General features: G+C 58.7%; 12 protein-coding genes. 5 read left to right on the top strand and 7 right to left on the bottom strand.

Annotation, left to right across the window (positions count from 1 at the left end; genetic code table 11):
* Window positions 1-73: 73 nt before the first annotated feature.
* Both ACTJKV_RS01390 and ACTJKV_RS01385 read right to left on the bottom strand, forming a co-directional pair.
* On the bottom strand, window positions 74-1,099 hold the full coding sequence (locus ACTJKV_RS01390) for a Fe(3+) ABC transporter substrate-binding protein (protein WP_440598411.1): 1,026 nt from the start codon (window positions 1,097-1,099) through the stop codon (window positions 74-76).
* A gap of 143 nt (window positions 1,100-1,242) precedes the next feature.
* Complete coding sequence (locus tag ACTJKV_RS01385; RefSeq protein ID WP_440598410.1) at window positions 1,243-2,301, bottom strand: ABC transporter ATP-binding protein; 1,059 nt, start codon at window positions 2,299-2,301, stop codon at window positions 1,243-1,245.
* Between the two features lie 262 nt (window positions 2,302-2,563).
* Here ACTJKV_RS01385 and ACTJKV_RS01380 point away from each other — a divergent pair, with 262 nt between their 5' ends.
* Both ACTJKV_RS01380 and pgi read left to right on the top strand, forming a co-directional pair.
* Complete coding sequence (locus ACTJKV_RS01380; protein WP_440598409.1) at window positions 2,564-4,276, top strand: long-chain fatty acid--CoA ligase; 1,713 nt, start codon at window positions 2,564-2,566, stop codon at window positions 4,274-4,276.
* Window positions 4,277-4,374: 98 nt separating this feature from the next.
* The gene (gene pgi / locus ACTJKV_RS01375; protein ID WP_440598408.1) at window positions 4,375-6,003 is read left to right on the top strand and encodes a glucose-6-phosphate isomerase; all 1,629 of its coding nucleotides are present in this window, start codon (window positions 4,375-4,377) and stop codon (window positions 6,001-6,003) included.
* 74 nt (window positions 6,004-6,077) lie between these two features.
* Here pgi and ACTJKV_RS01370 read toward each other — a convergent pair whose 3' ends face one another.
* Window positions 6,078-7,463 (bottom strand): MFS transporter, encoded by a 1,386-nt coding sequence (locus ACTJKV_RS01370; RefSeq protein ID WP_440598407.1) that lies wholly within the window; start codon window positions 7,461-7,463, stop codon window positions 6,078-6,080.
* A 171-nt stretch (window positions 7,464-7,634) separates the two neighbouring features.
* A complete protein-coding gene (locus ACTJKV_RS01365) occupies window positions 7,635-8,582 on the bottom strand; it encodes a dihydrodipicolinate synthase family protein (RefSeq protein WP_440598406.1) in 948 nt (315 codons plus the stop codon).
* A 164-nt stretch (window positions 8,583-8,746) separates the two neighbouring features.
* On the opposite strand from ACTJKV_RS01365, the gene ACTJKV_RS01360 reads away from it, so the two are divergent.
* Entirely contained in the window at window positions 8,747-9,790 is a 1,044-nt protein-coding gene (locus ACTJKV_RS01360) for a LacI family DNA-binding transcriptional regulator (protein WP_440598405.1), read from the top strand.
* A 132-nt stretch (window positions 9,791-9,922) separates the two neighbouring features.
* Here the strand turns inward: ACTJKV_RS01360 and ACTJKV_RS01355 are convergent, their stop codons facing one another.
* A complete protein-coding gene (locus tag ACTJKV_RS01355) occupies window positions 9,923-11,125 on the bottom strand; it encodes an MFS transporter (protein WP_440598404.1) in 1,203 nt (400 codons plus the stop codon).
* A 77-nt stretch (window positions 11,126-11,202) separates the two neighbouring features.
* Between ACTJKV_RS01355 and ACTJKV_RS01350 the strand changes: the two genes are divergently transcribed.
* A complete protein-coding gene (locus ACTJKV_RS01350) occupies window positions 11,203-12,177 on the top strand; it encodes an AraC family transcriptional regulator (protein WP_130977203.1) in 975 nt (324 codons plus the stop codon).
* Window positions 12,178-12,243: 66 nt separating this feature from the next.
* On the opposite strand, the gene ACTJKV_RS01345 is transcribed toward ACTJKV_RS01350, so the two are convergent.
* Window positions 12,244-13,599: a dicarboxylate/amino acid:cation symporter gene (locus ACTJKV_RS01345; RefSeq protein ID WP_440598403.1), complete on the bottom strand. Its 1,356-nt coding sequence runs from the start codon at window positions 13,597-13,599 to the stop codon at window positions 12,244-12,246.
* 140 nt (window positions 13,600-13,739) lie between these two features.
* Entirely contained in the window at window positions 13,740-14,708 is a 969-nt protein-coding gene (locus ACTJKV_RS01340) for a nucleoside recognition domain-containing protein (protein WP_440598402.1), read from the bottom strand.
* Window positions 14,709-14,824: 116 nt separating this feature from the next.
* On the opposite strand from ACTJKV_RS01340, the gene ACTJKV_RS01335 reads away from it, so the two are divergent.
* Window positions 14,825-15,277 carry an Lrp/AsnC family transcriptional regulator gene (locus tag ACTJKV_RS01335; protein ID WP_113272865.1) on the top strand — a complete coding sequence of 151 codons (453 nt, stop codon included), beginning with the start codon at window positions 14,825-14,827 and terminating at the stop codon, window positions 15,275-15,277.
* The last annotated feature ends 25 nt before the right edge of the window (window positions 15,278-15,302 follow it).

Genomic DNA, 15,302 nt, shown 5'->3' with positions numbered 1-15,302 from the left:
AAAGGTGAAGGCGCCCGCGGGAAACGGGCGCCTTGTCATGCATATGCCGGACCGCTGATCCGAGGCCGAAGCCTTAGTTGTCGAAGCCGACCTTATCAGCCAGTTCGCTCGCCTGCTTGCGGTGGGAAACGATTTCCGTCAACGGCTTGGGATCGATCTTCAGCGTGCCGAAGGATGCAACGACCTCATTCAGTGTTGCACCTGGCTTCACCGGATATTCGAAGTTGGCTTCAGCATAGATCTTCTGCGCTTCGTCGGAGACGAGGTATTCGAGAAGCTTCACGGCATCGGCTTTGTTCGGCGCGTTCTTGGCAACTGCTGCACCGGAGATGTTCACCTGGGTGCCACCGTCCTTGAAGGTCGGGAGAATGACCTTGATCGCTTCGCCCCACTTGACCTGCTCTTCACCGCCCTTGCCGGAGCGCATCAGGCCGACATAGTAGGAGTTAGCCAGACCGATATCGCAAATGCCGCCGAGGATGTCCTTGGCAACGTCACGGTCGCCACCGCCGGCCTTGCGGGCGAGGTTGTCCTTGACGCCTTTCAGCCAGGCTTCGGTCTTTTCAGCGCCGTAATGGGCAATGTAATCGGCAAAGAGTGCGGTGTTGTAGGGGTGCTGGCCGGAGCGAATGCAAACCTTGCCCTTCCACTTCGGATCGGCCAGATCTTCATAGTTGAAGGTCGTCAGGTCGAGATCCTTGGCGGCATAAAGAACGCGAGCACGCATGGAGAGCGCGAACCAGTTGCCCTTTGCGTCCCGCAGTTCTGCGGGAACGGACTCGGTCAGAACCTTGGACTCGACTGGCTGGGTGACATTCTTTTCGACGAGGTCGACGAGATTGCCGGCATCCACCGTCATCAGAATATCAGCTGGGGAGCTTGCGCCTTCGCTCAGCACACGCTCGGCAAGACCATCCTTCATGAAGACGGTGTTGACCTTAACGCCGCTTTCCTTGCTGAAGGCATCCAGCAATGGCTGAACGAGAGCCGGTTCACGCGTGGTGTAGATGTTGACTTCCGCAGCATTGGCCGCGCCTGCAAAAACCGCTCCGGTGACGCCTGCTAGAAGTGCAATATTTTTGGTATTGAAAAAACCCATCTCTCTCCCCTTCGGACTTGAATGATGTCGAAGGCACTGACCATACATGATAATGTAAATCAAGTTTAATCTGATGGGCGATCAGTCGAAATGTTCACTTTGAGTTGAAAATTACCGGATTTTCCGAAGCGATTTTTTGGATTTCAATCCTGGGTAAATATCAGTACCTGCCGAGGATCGACCGCAAGACGAACGTCCGTAACATCGATCGGTGTGCGCTTCATGCTGCGCACGCGCAGATCCCGCTGCAAACCCGGAACGCTGATCGACAGTTGCTCAATCTCGCCCATGAACATGCGGCCCGACACCTGGCCTGAGAGAAGATTGGCGTGAGACGTGCTGTCGCCCTGCACCTCGATCTCAGCGGGACGAATATAGACGAGAGCAGGCGCCCCTTCCTTCAAGTTGCCGCCATGGGAGAACCGGCCGATGGGCGTTTCCACATGTCCGTTTCTGACCGTTCCTTCCACCTTGTTGAAGGCACAGAAGAAATCTGCGGCATAGCGGCTGACGGGGCGGTCGTGCAGGTCATAACCTGTCCCCGACTGGACGATATGGCCAGACTGCATGAGAACGACGCGGTCGCCGGCCGAAAGCGCCTCTTCCGGATCGTGCGTCACCATGATCGCGGTTGTCTGAAGGGCACGCAGCAGGCCTATCGTTTCTTCGCGCACGCTGTCGCGCAGGCCGCGATCAAGGTTGGAGAATGGCTCATCCATCAGCAGAATTTCAGGCTTCGGGGCCAAGGCGCGGGCGAGTGCCACGCGCTGCTGTTCGCCGCCGGAAAGCGTGTGCGGATATCGTTTGGCAAGGTCCGAGAGGCGAACATGCTCCAGCATCTCTGCGGTGCGGGCGCGCGCCTCTTTTCGTGGCATTCCTTTTAGCCCGAAGGCAACATTCTGTTCGACGGTCAGATGGGGAAACAGCGCATAATCCTGAAAGACGAAGCCGATGCGGCGCTTTTCCGGTTCGACGAACCGGGAAGGGCCGGCAATCTCGGTGCCATTCATACGCACGCTGCCCGCGTCCGGCGTCTCGACACCGGCGATGATGCGCAGCAGCGTGGACTTGCCGCAGCCGGAGCGGCCGACCAGGCAGATGATCTCACCCTTCGATACCGAAAGATCGATATCTTTCAAAACGGGCAAGCCGGCAAAGACCTTGCCGATTCCATTCAGTTGTAGCGCTGCAACCTCTGTCATCAAAAACATCCATCATCGACGTCAGTTTGTTGATTGCGCAATTCAGGATTAAAGTCAAAACGCAAATTTCCGAGAGCACGCGGCTGGTGACTCGGAAGAGTTGACGTTTACGTTAGAGTTAATTACGCTGAAGTGAGTGGATGACTTCGGGAGCATCATCTACCCTCGTTGCCGAGGACGGCAGACAATCTGATGGATGAGGACCCTTCAGATGGATAAGGATGCCGAGGACGGTTGCGAGGAGCAGCGTGGGAGGAAAGCAATGAGCGATACAAGTGCGATTCGTCAGGAGCCTCGTGCCGTGCAGCGGCCATGGCTTGCATCTTATCCGCAAGGCATACCGGTGGAATTGCCTGATCTCGGCTACACATCGCTCGCTGAACTCCTGGAACGAAGCTGCAAGCAGTTTGCCGATCGCAAGGCTTTTTCCAGTATGGGAAAATCCATCACCTATCGCGAACTTGAAGAACAGACGCGCGCCATTGGCGGCTGGCTGCAAAGCATCGGTCTGCAAAAGGGTGACCGCGTCGCGGTGATGATGCCGAATATTCTGCAGAACCCGGTTGCGACCTACGCGATCCTGCGCGCTGGCCTGACGGTCGTGAACGTCAATCCGCTCTACACCCCGCGTGAACTTGAGCACCAGTTGAAGGATTCCGGTGCGAAAGCGCTGTTCGTTCTGGAAAACTTCGCCCATGTGGTGCAACAGGCGCTGCCGAAAACCGATGTGAAGCACGTGATCGTCGCGACCATGGGCGATCTTCTGGGCTTCAAGGGTCACATCGTCAATCTCGTGGTGCGCAAGGTCAAGAAGCTCGTTCCCGCCTATGCTCTTCCGCAGGCGATCAGCTACAAGAGCGTGCTGAAACAGGCGCGCGACACGACGCTGAAACCCGTCAATCTGACCCGCAGCGATGTCGCCTTTCTGCAATATACCGGCGGTACGACCGGCATCTCCAAGGGCGCGGTTCTCACCCATGCCAATCTTCTGGCCAACAAGGCGCAGATCGCGCTGTGGATGGAGCCGGTCTTCGCCCGAAAGAACCGGCCCGAGGTGCTGAATTTCGTCTGCGCCCTGCCGCTCTATCATATCTTCGCGCTGACGGTGAATTCGCTGATGGGCATTGCGCTTGGCGGACACAACCTGCTGATTGCCAATCCGCGCGATATTCCCGGCTTCGTCAAGGAATTGTCGGGCTACAAGGCGCATGTCTTTCCGGGCATCAATACGCTGTTCAACGCGCTGATGAACAATGAGGATTTCCGCAAGCTCGACTTTTCCTCACTGGTGCTGGTTCTGGGTGGCGGCATGGCCGTGCAGCGCCCGGTGGCTGAACGCTGGTTCTCGATTACCGGCACGGCGATCAGCGAAGGTTACGGCCTTTCGGAGACCTCGCCGGTCGCCACGGTGAACTGCCTCGATCTGAACGACTTCAGCGGCACGATTGGTCTTCCCGTTCCGTCCACCGATATCGATATTCGCGACGATGACGGCAACAGCCTGGCGATCGGCGAAGTCGGCGAAATCTGCATTCGTGGCCCGCAGGTGATGGCCGGTTACTGGCAGCGTCCGGACGAAACCGCCAAGGTGATGACACCGGACGGTTTCTTCCGCTCCGGCGACATGGGTGTGATGGATGAACGCGGCTTCACCAAGATCGTCGACCGCAAGAAGGACATGATCCTCGTCTCCGGCTTCAACGTCTATCCGAATGAGATCGAAGAAGTGGCGGCGGCCCATCCGGGTGTACAGGAATGTGCCGCTGTCGGCGTGCCGGACGAGCATTCCGGCGAAGCGGTGAAGCTCTATGTGGTCAAGAAAGACCAGTCTTTGACCGCCGCGGAATTGAAAGCTTTCTGCGCCGAGGGCCTCACCAACTACAAGCGGCCCAAGCATATCGAGTTCATCGCCGAAATGCCGAAGACCAATGTCGGCAAGATCCTGCGCCGTGAACTGAGAAAGCTGGCTAACTGATTGGCGTCGTTTGGAATAATTCAGCCGAACACGCCTTGATTTGGCCCGATGAAAGAGAATAGTTTCCTCATCCTTCCACGGAGCATGAGGAGCTTTCCATGCAGGCCATCGTCGAGACCCTGAAATCCACAGCCGCCAGCACCAACGCGACGGACATTCGAGGCGCGTTTGCCGCAGATGGTCAGCGCTTCGAACGGTTCAGCGCCCGCTTCGACGACCTTTTGATGGATTACTCCAAATGCGCCGTGAATGACGACATCCTGGCGCTGCTCGAAAAACTCGCAGCCGAAGGCGGCGTGGCGCAAAAGCGCGAAGAGATGTTCTCCGGCAAGGAGATCAATTTCACCGAAGGCCGCGCTGTTCTCCATACCGCTCTTCGCAACCGTTCGAACACGCCCGTACTCGTCGACGGCAAGGACGTGATGCCGGATGTGAACGACGTTCTTTCCGCCATGGGCAAGTTTGCCGATGCGATCCGCTCCGGCTCGCTCAAGGGCGCAACCGGCAAGAAGATCACCGACGTCATCAATATTGGCATTGGTGGCTCGGATCTTGGCCCGGTCATGGCGACGCTTGCTCTTGCGCCTTTCCATGACGGTCCCCGCTCGCATTTCGTGTCCAACATCGACGGCGCCCACATTGCCGACACGCTGAAGCTGATCGACCCGGAAACGTCGCTCTTCATCGTCGCCTCCAAGACCTTCACCACCATCGAAACGATGACGAATGCGGCGACTGCCCGCAAGTTCATCGCCGATGCGCTGGGTGAAGAGGCCGTCAAACATCACTTCTGCGCGGTGTCCACCGCACTCGACAAGGTCGCCGCCTTCGGTATCGACAGCGACCGGATTTTTGGTTTCTGGGACTGGGTCGGCGGACGTTACTCCATCTGGTCCGCCATCGGCCTGCCGCTGATGATCGCCATCGGCCCGGAAAAATTCGGCGAGTTCCTCGACGGCGCGCATGCGATGGACAAGCATTTCCGCGAGGCGCCGTTCCGCCAGAACCTGCCGATGCTGCTTGGCCTGATCGGCTTCTATCACCGCAACGTATTGAACTACCCGACGCGCGCCATCCTGCCCTATGACCAGCGGCTGTCGCGCTTCCCGGCCTATCTGCAGCAACTCGACATGGAATCGAACGGCAAGGGTGTGACCATCGATGGCACACCGGTAGACGGCCAATCCGGCCCGGTGGTCTGGGGCGAACCCGGCACCAATGGCCAGCACGCCTTCTACCAGCTGATCCATCAGGGCACGAGCATCATTCCCGCCGAGTTCATGATCGCGGCCAACGGCTTCGAGAAGGAACTGCGCCATCAGCATCAGCTGCTGATCGCCAATTGCCTTGCCCAGTCCGAAGCGTTGATGAAGGGGCGTACGCTGGCGGAAGCCAAAGCACAGCTGACATCCAAGGGCATGGACGACAAGAAGGCCGACTTCATCGCGCCGCACCGCGTCTTCACCGGCAACCGCCCATCGATCACCTTCGTTTACGACAAGCTGACACCCTTCGCACTCGGACGCCTGATTGCGCTCTACGAGCACCGCGTCTTCGTCGAAGGCGTGCTCTTCCGCATCAACTCCTTCGACCAGTGGGGCGTGGAGCTCGGCAAGGAACTAGCAACCGGCCTGCTGCCCGTGGTGGAAGGCAAGGAAAGTGCGGCCGATCACGACAGCTCGACCCAAGGGTTGGTCAAGGCACTGGCGGGGCTGGCTTCCGCTTAAAGAGCCTGATCCATTACGAAAAAAGCCGGGACGTCGATCCCGGCTTTTTTGCGTCGTCAGGCTGAGGAACCGTTTTACGGTGACAGTTCCTCAAGAACCTTGCCCTTGGTTTCCACCGCAAACAGCATCGTCACGATGGCACCGATAACCAGGATGGCGGCGAAGGTGGCGAACACATATTGGATACCAAAGGATGACATGACGAAGCCGACAAGCATCGGGCCAGCGGAAGAGCCGAGACGCAGCCAAGCGCTACCCGTGCCGGTACCGATTGCACGCATACGGGTCGGGTAGATTTCCGCCGAATAGAGGTAGAGCGAGAAAGTGACCGTCTGCACGATGGCGTAGGCAAGTCCGGCCAGGATCAGCACCTGCACTGGCGAGGTCGCGCCAAGCCATGCGAGAATGACGAGCGGTATCGGAGCAAGAAGCAAGGCGCCAGCATACCAGCGTTTCCGGCCGACCTTATCGATCAGCAGGGCGCATATGACAGCTGCGACGACGCCAGCAGCAGAGGTCATAAAGCCATAGAGGATGCTGGTTTCGAGAGGCAGGTTGAAGGTCTGGCGATAGAGCGTCGGCAACCAGGTGATTGTTCCATTTGCCACCATGTAGGCGCAGAACCACATCGCCCAGATCGAGAGCGTCCGCTTCAGATAGATGCCCTGGAACAGTTCCTTCCAGTCGGATTTGCGTCTCACAGGCGTTGCCACGATGCGCGGCTCTGGAAGCTCTTTGCCGGATGCGCGTGCACTTTCCTCCATGCGAGAGACGATAGCGTCGGCCTCATCATAGCGGCCATTCGCGGCAAGCCAGCGGGGCGATTCCTTCAAGAACCAACGCAGCGGGATCATCAGGATGGCAGGAACCAGACCGACGACGAACATGGCTTTCCAACCATAGACCGGCACCATGGAGTAACCGATCAGACCGGCGCCCACGAGGCCGAGCAGAAACATCACTTCGTAGAGCAGAAAGAAACGGCCACGTCCTTTCGAGCCAATCAACTCGTTGATGTAGGCGCTGGCAACCGGCACTTCGCCGCCGGTTCCAATCCCCTGCACGAAGCGGAAGCCCATCATCATTCCGGCACCAGCGGCAAAGAGGCAGGCCACGTCCATGCTGACAAAGAGAAGGATGGTGAAGAGCAGCACTTTCAGGCGCCCGACCTTTTCAGCAAGCCAGCCAAACAAGATCGCGCCGATCAGCTGACCGAGATATCCCATCGACAGGATCATGCCCGTCTGGGCAGGGGTAAGCCCCCATTCGCGCACGAGAACGGGCATGGCATAGGCGATTGCGATAACCGTGTAGCCGTCGAAAAACGTTGCCGCTCCGACGATGTTGCGCGCCCAGAAGACTTCTCTGGTAATCGGAAGACGTTCCAACCTGGCGCTGATATCAGCCTGCGGATCCGCAAGGGCCTTCGTGTTGCCCTTTACGGGCTGCATGATGTTCATTGAGTTCCTCCTCACCCTCGCCGCTCTCTCCCGACGGCGACCTTGTTTCTGCTCTTCTGCTTCTTTCTAAGACGTTGCTGTCAGACATCAATTAGGGGAGCCGAATCGGCTGGACTGCCGATCCGGCTCCAAGTGTTTGCCGTCCCGACCAATGCCGAGACGGCGTGACGATCATTCGGCAGCAAGAAGCCGCTCGACGCGACCAATACCAGCGGCTTCAAAAGCGGCGAAAATCTCCTGCTCGGCCTTCTCACCAAGGTTCTTCAGCGGCTCGCGGATTGTCGCGTGATCCAGAATGCCGCGATGCACGAGACCGAGCTTCAACGCGACCGTACCTTCCATGTGAGAACCGCGATGGTAGACGGCGCGCGTTACCGGTAGCAGCCGCTCGAAAATCTGGCGGGCCTTCGGATAATCCTGTGCTTTACCAGCCTTGATCAGATCGACCAGGAGTTCCGGCGCTATGTTGCCATAACCGACGAGAAGACCGTCGACATCGAACATGGTCGGAAGCAGCCATTCGTCATGGCAGCTCAAAACCTGCAAGTTCGGATTGGCCTTCTTGAGTTCAGGAATTTCGACATACCAGCGCTTCATATTGCGCACGCCGTTCTTCGTGGCGACAACGCCCGGCTGGGTGGCAATGGCCAGCTGCGTATCGAGATCGTAAGAGGCTTTCGTCACATCCGGATATTGGAAGAGGATTTCCTGAAGACCGGATTCCTCCCAGATCGCCTTGTAGCGATCCTGCGGAGCGCCCTTCTGGAAACCAAACCGCAGCCAACCGTGATTAGGATAGACGAGTGCGCCGGTAGCACCGGCAGCCTTGCACTTTTTGGCTTCTGCTGCGGCAACACGTGTGCCCTCACCGGTGATACCCGCGATGATCGGGATTTCCCCATCAACAGCGTCGACATAAACACGGATGAGTTCGAGACGTTCGTCTTCCGTCAGGAAAGTGCCCTCGCCGGCATGACCGAGAATGACGAGGCTCTTTACGCCGTCCATCGAGGCCAACCACTTGGCGATTTTTGCATTGGCTGCGTAGTCCACTTCGCCATCACGGGTGAAAGCGGTGACGGGTGCCGGGCTCAGGCCACGAAGATCCATGGGTTGCATCTGATTTCTCCTCCTTATCAGCTGCTGTCCTCTATCGATCAGCAGTTGGGATCGTTAATGGGAACGTTCCCGTTATCGATCTTTATTGTTCTGGAGTCAACGGCGTTTTTCGTGCAATGTGATGTTTGAGTGCTCAGCACCAGAGCTGGAATGGAAAAACACACATGGAATCAAGAGAGCGTTCGCGTCAGCCGCGAGTCACGGTTCACAGCGTGGCGGCTGCTGCAGGCGTATCGAAATCGACCGTATCGCGCATTCTGGACGAACGCCTTCCGCGGTCCGACAGCGAGACGGCACGGCGCGTACGGAAAATTGCCGCGGAACTGGGCTACGTGAGGGATGTCTCCGCGGCCAGTCTGCGGCGCGGCAATACGATGACGATCGGCGTCATCGTACCTCGGCTCACCGATACGGTGATGGCGATGCTTTATGAGGCAATCGTCAAAGCCTGTGCCCGCACCGGTCGTTTCGCCATCGTGGCGACGACGGAAGATAATCCGGAGGCGGATCGCGTGGCCGCGGAATCGCTGCTCAACCGCGGTGTCGACGGGCTCATTCTTTCAACGGCACGGGACGACGACACCTTCCCGGATGAACTGAACGAGCGTGGCGTCCCCTATGTGCTGGCTTTGCGAACGGATCATCATAGCCTCTCAGCCGTTGGCGATGATCGCCTGGGTGGATATCTGGCGACACGCCATTTGCTTGATCTCGGACATCAACGGATCGGCGTGATTGCCGGACCGGGTTACGCCTCCAGCGCCACCGGACGTGTCGAAGGATATAAGCAGGCGCTTGCCGAGGCATGCATTTCGGTCGATCCCGCACTCATCGTCCCATCAACATTCGGCATCCAGTCAGGCGCCGAAGCGGTGCAGACGCTGATGGCGCTCGACTGTCGACCCACGGCGATTTTTGCCGTCAATGACAATACGGCGATCGGCGCGCTCTCTGCGCTGAACAAGATGGGTCTATCCGTTCCCGACGACATTTCGCTCATCGGCTATAACGACATTCCCATCGTTAGCCATCTTTCGACGCCTCTGACGACATTGCGCGTTCCCTTTGACCAGATTGCGTCGCACGCTTTGGAATTGCTCACTCAAACCACCGCGCCGCGCGAAAACCGTATTTTGGTATCCGCCCCGACCCTTATCCCGCGAAAATCGACTGCGAGATTTTTGGGAGCATCCGACATAACGCGATGATCTCGGTTCTCCAGTGAGCTTCAAGCGCCATCGAGTTCGGGCGGTAGTCCGGCATGACTATAGTGAACATGCTGGCCAATGGCACAAGCCGGGAAGATTCCCCCCGGCTTGCGATGTCAGTTTTGGCTTGCCTTATGCCATGCTGGCTTCAGGCCTCGACCTCACACCGACCATGATGCCAATGGCGGCGAGTGCGAGAATGAGTCCGCTGGTGCCGAAGACGCTGATTGCGCCGCTGAGATCGAAGATGATGCCGCCAACTGCCGCACCCATGGCAATGGCGAATTGGATGGAGGCGACGAGGAGGCCACCGGCGCTTTCCGCTTCATCCGGAATGGTGCGCGCCAGCCAGGTGGACCAGGCGACCGGTACGGCACCGAAGAGGAAGCCCCAGAAGGCGACGAGCACTGCGGCAAGCGGCAGAGGCGGCGCCGTCGTTACCAAGATCACTGCAATGAACGCCATGAAAAGAGGAAGTGCTGCCAGCGACATTTTCAGGCTGCGGCTGATCAGCGATCCGGCAACGAGGGTGCCGACGAAGTTGGCCAATCCGAAGCCCAGCAGCAGGGCGGAAACCATGCCGATGCCCGCACCGATATCCGCTTCCAGATAGGGACGCAGATAGGTGAAGAAGGCAAAATGGCCGCCGAAAACCAGTGTTGCCGCAACAAGACCGAGCGCAATACCAGGTCTCCTCAGCACAGTGCCAAGGGTCTTGATGCTGCTGGTACCTGTCGGCGCAAGCTTCGGCAGGGTGAAAAACTGCGCGAACAAAGCGGCCACACCGAGCAGTGCCGTCAGGACGAAGACGAAGCGCCATCCCGCGAGTTCACCCACATAGCTGCCAACGGGCGCCGCGACGATGGTTGCGCCGGACACGCCGCTGAAGATCATCGAAAGCGCGCGGGGCACGCTGGCCGCAGGGACCAGCCGGATGACGATTGCGGTGGACATGGCCCAGAAACCACCGAGCGCCACGCCAAGCAGCAAGCGTCCGATCAGGAGTACGCTCAGGCCTGGAGCCGTGGCAACCATCAGGTTGGAGATAACGAGGAGGCCTGAGAAGATCATCATCAGGTGGCGGCGATCGATATTGCGCGCAAGGGAAGTGATCAACAGGCTCGCCACCATGCCGACAACGGCGGTGACAGTCACCGCCTGACCGGCAGCACCCTCGGTGATGCCGAGGTCTGCGGCAATGGGTGTGAGGAGGCTTGCTGGCAGAAACTCTGCGGTGACCAGCCCGAAGACGCCAAGCGCCATGGATATGACGGCGCCCCAGGCGGGCGCCTCTGGGCCATCCGCAGCGGGAAGGGAGTTAGGTGTCGGGTTCATCTGTATGTCCTTTGGGAGGAGAGGATGGCAGAAGCATAGACTCGACTTTCCGGACGATCCATGCCACAAAATCCGCCATGCTTGATCATACGTCCGGAAATCACCCCTTACCCGATCTCATCAGCGAGTTGTTGATGGGCATGCGGCTTGTGGGCCTCGATTATCGCCGCATCGAAGCCTCCGCTCCCTTCGGGTTTTCCTTTGGAGAGGTGGAAGGTCGCGCGCAGTTTCATTTCGTGGCTTGCGGCCCGGTCTATCTTCGCACCTCCTCCGGTACGCTTCACAAGATGAATGCGGGCGATGCGGTTTTGTTGCCGCGGGGTGGTCCCCACGCGCTGCTTTCCGATCCTGACATTGCCTGCAAGAACATCCGTTCGCTGGATGCCGCGCCGCTCTGCAACTCCGTCAGCGCCATCAAGACCTGTGAACCCGATGTGCCCAGCGAAGAGCGTGTGCTGGTATTCAGCGGCTGCATGGAGTTCGATCTTGGGGCCATGCACCCGATCACCGGACTGATGCCCGAAGTGATGTTCGTCAACACGCTCACCTCGCGCTATCCGGAACTCCTTCCCATGCTGGAAGCGATGGAGCGGGAAACGCGCCAGGCCCGCGCCGGCTTTGCCGGCATTCTCGCCCGACTTGCCGATGTGGTCGCCGCCTTCATTGTGCGCGCCTGGGTGGAATGCGGCTGCGGCGATTCCTCCGGCTGGGTCGCCGCACTTCGTGACCCTCGTCTTGGGCGCGTGATCCTCGCCATTCACAACAACCCCGGTCACGACTGGACGCTGGCCGAACTGGCCGGCGTGATGGGCGCATCGCGCTCCGTCTTTGCCGAGCGGTTTCTGGAGGTGACCGGCATGACGCCGGTGCGCTACCTCACCGAGTTGCGTATGCGCCTTGCCATGCAGTGGATCGGCAAGGAGAGGATGCCGATCGAAACGGCGGCAGTGAAGCTCGGCTATGGTTCCCAGGCCGCCTTCAGCCGCGCCTTCAAGCGTATCGTCGGCCATCCGCCGAGCGCCCTTTCATCGTCGATCAGTCACCACGCGTAAGCGTCCAAAAGGAAAGCCCGCCGACTGCGTTGCAGGGCGGGCTTTTTCTCAAGCTTGCGAGCGGACCTATTCCGCGGGCGTCGCTGCCGGATCGAGCGCGTCGATGCCTTCATGGCGATCATAGGCCGCCTGATCGAGGATGCCTTGACGCTTGGCAACAATCGTCGGGATCAGCGCCTGACCGGCAACATTGACGGCGGTGCGGCCCATATCGAGGATCGGATCGACCGCCAGCAGCAGGCCAACACCCTGCAACGGCAGGCCAAGCGTGGAAAGGGTGAGCGTCAACATGACAGTCGCCCCGGTCAAACCCGCCGTTGCGGCCGAGCCGAGCACGGAAACGAAGACGATCAGCACATATTCCTGGATGCCGAGGGGAAGGCCATAGAACTGCGCGACGAAGATGGCGGAGATCGCCGGATAGATCGCAGCACAGCCATCCATCTTGGTCGTGGCGCCAAGCGGAACGGCGAAAGCGGAATACTCCCGCGGCACACCGAGATTGCGCTCTGTGACCTGTTCCGTCACCGGCAACGTGCCGATGGACGAGCGGGAGACGAAGGCGAGCTGGATCGCCGGCCATGCGCCTGCGAAAAAGCGTACCGGGTTCAGGCCGTTTGCTGCCAGGATCACCGGGTAGACGACGAAGAGAACAATCGCGAGGCCGATATAGATTGCGGCGGAGAACCAGCCGAGCGAAGCCAGCGCTTCCCAGCCGTAAACGGCGACCGCATTGCCGAGCAGACCGATCGTCCCGATCGGCGTCAGGCGGATGACCCACCAGAGCATCTTGCGGGTGATGGCGAGCAGCGACCGATTGAAGGAAAGGAAGGCTTCTGCCTTCTCACCCACCTGAAGTGCTGCAATGCCCACCGCAATCGAAACGACCAGGATCTGCAAAACGTTGAAGTTCAGCGCCGTGGTGGCCCCCGTCTGGGTAACCTTGGTCGAGGCCTGCAGGCCGAGAACGTTGGAAGGGACGAGACCTTTGAGGAAATCAAGCCACGAGCCGGTGGTGGACGGTGCCGCAGCAGCAGCGGCCTCCACGCCGGTGTTGAGACCGGGCTGGATCAGAAGGCCAAGCGTGATGCCGATCAGCACCGCGATCAGCGCCGTGATGGCGAACCACAGCAACGTCTGCCAGACCAGCCGCGCCGCGTTGTTCAACTCTCGCAGATTGGCGATGCTGGCCACGATGGCGGTGAAGATCAGGAGGGGAACAAGCGCGCGCAGAAGCTGCACGAAGATGGAGCCGACCGTGGAAAGCGCTTGGACCAGCCAGTTAGGGCCGGCCTCCGTCGGACCCATCTCCCGGGCGATGTAGCCAAGGACGAGACCCACCACCATGGCGGCGAAAACCTGGAAACCGAAGGACGCATAGAACGGCTTCTGCGCCCGTGGTGAGGAAGATAAAGCAGACATGTTTTTGAATTCCGTGAAAGCGAGAATGCTAGAGCATCTAACGCGCGAAGGAAAGGATTGCTCCTATATTCAGCACGATGCACAGAATTTCAACGAATTGGATTTTCCGTAATCGATAATGTGGAGAATTTTGTTTCGCCTTAGGTTCCTTGAGGCTGGCTTTTGAAGAGCCGGGCGAAGAAGGCTCGATCCGATATGGATGCCAGCACAAGTGCCAGCGCTGCTGTCGCGCCAATCGCGAAAACGACACGCCCAATCAAGGCGCTGTAGATATCGGCCCCGAGCGATACCATCAAAAGCGTGTCCTCGATGATGCTGTGAGCAAAGCCCATGAAAACGCAGGAGAGAAAGATCTGACGTGGAGCGATGACGCCGGATCGTGCTTCTCGGATCAAAAGCCCGGCGCCGTAGGAAATGCCCAAGAAAAGGCCGATGGCTGTCAAATGACCTGCCTCGCCTTTGATGCCCGCCAGTCGCAGCACAGGTTCTATGCCCTTCATCATGAGGCCAAGGATCCCCGTGACCTTCAACACCTCAAGGCTCCATGACAGGAGAAGCAGGACGACCAGCATCATCAGCATGGTTTCGGCCAGTCCCAAGACATAAACGGACCAGTCTGGTGTGACGGCGCCCGGCACCCATGCCGGAGCGACGGGCGCTGAAAGCCAACCGGTGGCCTGGAAGAGGTGATGGAGAATAAGCGCGTAAACGAAACCACCGAGGATACGAAGCGTCGTGGTTGCCACCATGCTTGGACCGGCCTTCTGGATGATCGTCTGTTCCAGAGGCAAGCCATGGGCGAAGAGAACGAGAGCGGAGAACACCGTGACATCCGCCGTGCTGAGTTCCGAGACAGGAACAAGCGTGAAGATCAAGGGCACCGCACCCCATATGCCGACGAGCATAGCCGTCAGCCACGCAAGCCCCAGTTCTGGAGGGAGGTCAACCGCGTGCATGGCTGGAGAGAAAGCGGGAGCGATGGCTTCGACAAGGCCCAATCGCGACAGGACCTCGGTCAGCACCGAAATCGGGACCGTAATTTTGACCAGCAGCCAATAGATCTCAAGCGTCTCGCGGGATTTTAGCAGTAGGGATTGAAAGAGCGGCATTGGTGTCTCCTTGGGCACCACCATCCTATAGCCCGCGGCCCGCGGCGTTTTTGGTCAAATATTGCATCTTTCTGCAATTTTATTGCACTCCGTCTCTACATGCTTATCATCGTCTCATGGACAAGATCGACCGCACTATCCTCAACCTCATGCAGCGTGACGCGTCGCTCACCAATGTGGAGATGGCGGACAAGGTCGGCCTGTCTCCATCAAGTTGCCTGCGCCGGGTCCAGCGTCTCACCAAATCCGGGATTATCGACCGCATCGTTGCCATTCTCAATCCGGCAAAAGCCGGGCGAGGCATCAAGGCGCTGGTGTCTGTAGAACTGAAGCTGCATGGCGAACAGCACATGCGTCGCTTTCTCGACCTCGTCAAAGCGGAGGAGGCAATAACGCATGCCTATGCCATTACCGGCGATATGGACGTGATGCTGATGCTGCGTCTCACCGACATGGAGGAGTTCGATGCGCTGTGCGACAGGCTGTTTCGCGACCAGACGAATGTCGCGCGCTTCGTGACGATGGTGGTGATCAAGACAGCGAAAGAGGAAACGGCGATCCGGGTTTGACCCTTCATCTCATCAAAAACATTCA

The organism is Agrobacterium sp. 22117, from assembly GCF_052045735.1.
Classification (GTDB): domain Bacteria; phylum Pseudomonadota; class Alphaproteobacteria; order Rhizobiales; family Rhizobiaceae; genus Agrobacterium; species Agrobacterium cavarae.
The sequence above is the reverse complement of the archived record's forward strand: the minus strand, read 5'-3'. Positions and strand labels throughout refer to the sequence as shown.

What these genes read in the sequence shown, in the direction of transcription:
- ACTJKV_RS01390 (WP_440598411.1), bottom strand. Translation starts at nt 1,099, where the DNA reads ATGGGTTTTTTCAATACCAAAAATATTGCACTTCTAGCAGGCGTCACC.
- ACTJKV_RS01385 (WP_440598410.1), bottom strand. Translation starts at nt 2,301, where the DNA reads ATGACAGAGGTTGCAGCGCTACAACTGAATGGAATCGGCAAGGTCTTT.
- ACTJKV_RS01380 (WP_440598409.1), top strand. Translation starts at nt 2,564, where the DNA reads ATGAGCGATACAAGTGCGATTCGTCAGGAGCCTCGTGCCGTGCAGCGG.
- pgi (WP_440598408.1), top strand. Translation starts at nt 4,375, where the DNA reads ATGCAGGCCATCGTCGAGACCCTGAAATCCACAGCCGCCAGCACCAAC.
- ACTJKV_RS01370 (WP_440598407.1), bottom strand. Translation starts at nt 7,463, where the DNA reads ATGAACATCATGCAGCCCGTAAAGGGCAACACGAAGGCCCTTGCGGAT.
- ACTJKV_RS01365 (WP_440598406.1), bottom strand. Translation starts at nt 8,582, where the DNA reads ATGCAACCCATGGATCTTCGTGGCCTGAGCCCGGCACCCGTCACCGCT.
- ACTJKV_RS01360 (WP_440598405.1), top strand. Translation starts at nt 8,747, where the DNA reads ATGGAATCAAGAGAGCGTTCGCGTCAGCCGCGAGTCACGGTTCACAGC.
- ACTJKV_RS01355 (WP_440598404.1), bottom strand. Translation starts at nt 11,125, where the DNA reads ATGAACCCGACACCTAACTCCCTTCCCGCTGCGGATGGCCCAGAGGCG.
- ACTJKV_RS01350 (WP_130977203.1), top strand. Translation starts at nt 11,203, where the DNA reads ATGCTTGATCATACGTCCGGAAATCACCCCTTACCCGATCTCATCAGC.
- ACTJKV_RS01345 (WP_440598403.1), bottom strand. Translation starts at nt 13,599, where the DNA reads ATGTCTGCTTTATCTTCCTCACCACGGGCGCAGAAGCCGTTCTATGCG.
- ACTJKV_RS01340 (WP_440598402.1), bottom strand. Translation starts at nt 14,708, where the DNA reads ATGCCGCTCTTTCAATCCCTACTGCTAAAATCCCGCGAGACGCTTGAG.
- ACTJKV_RS01335 (WP_113272865.1), top strand. Translation starts at nt 14,825, where the DNA reads ATGGACAAGATCGACCGCACTATCCTCAACCTCATGCAGCGTGACGCG.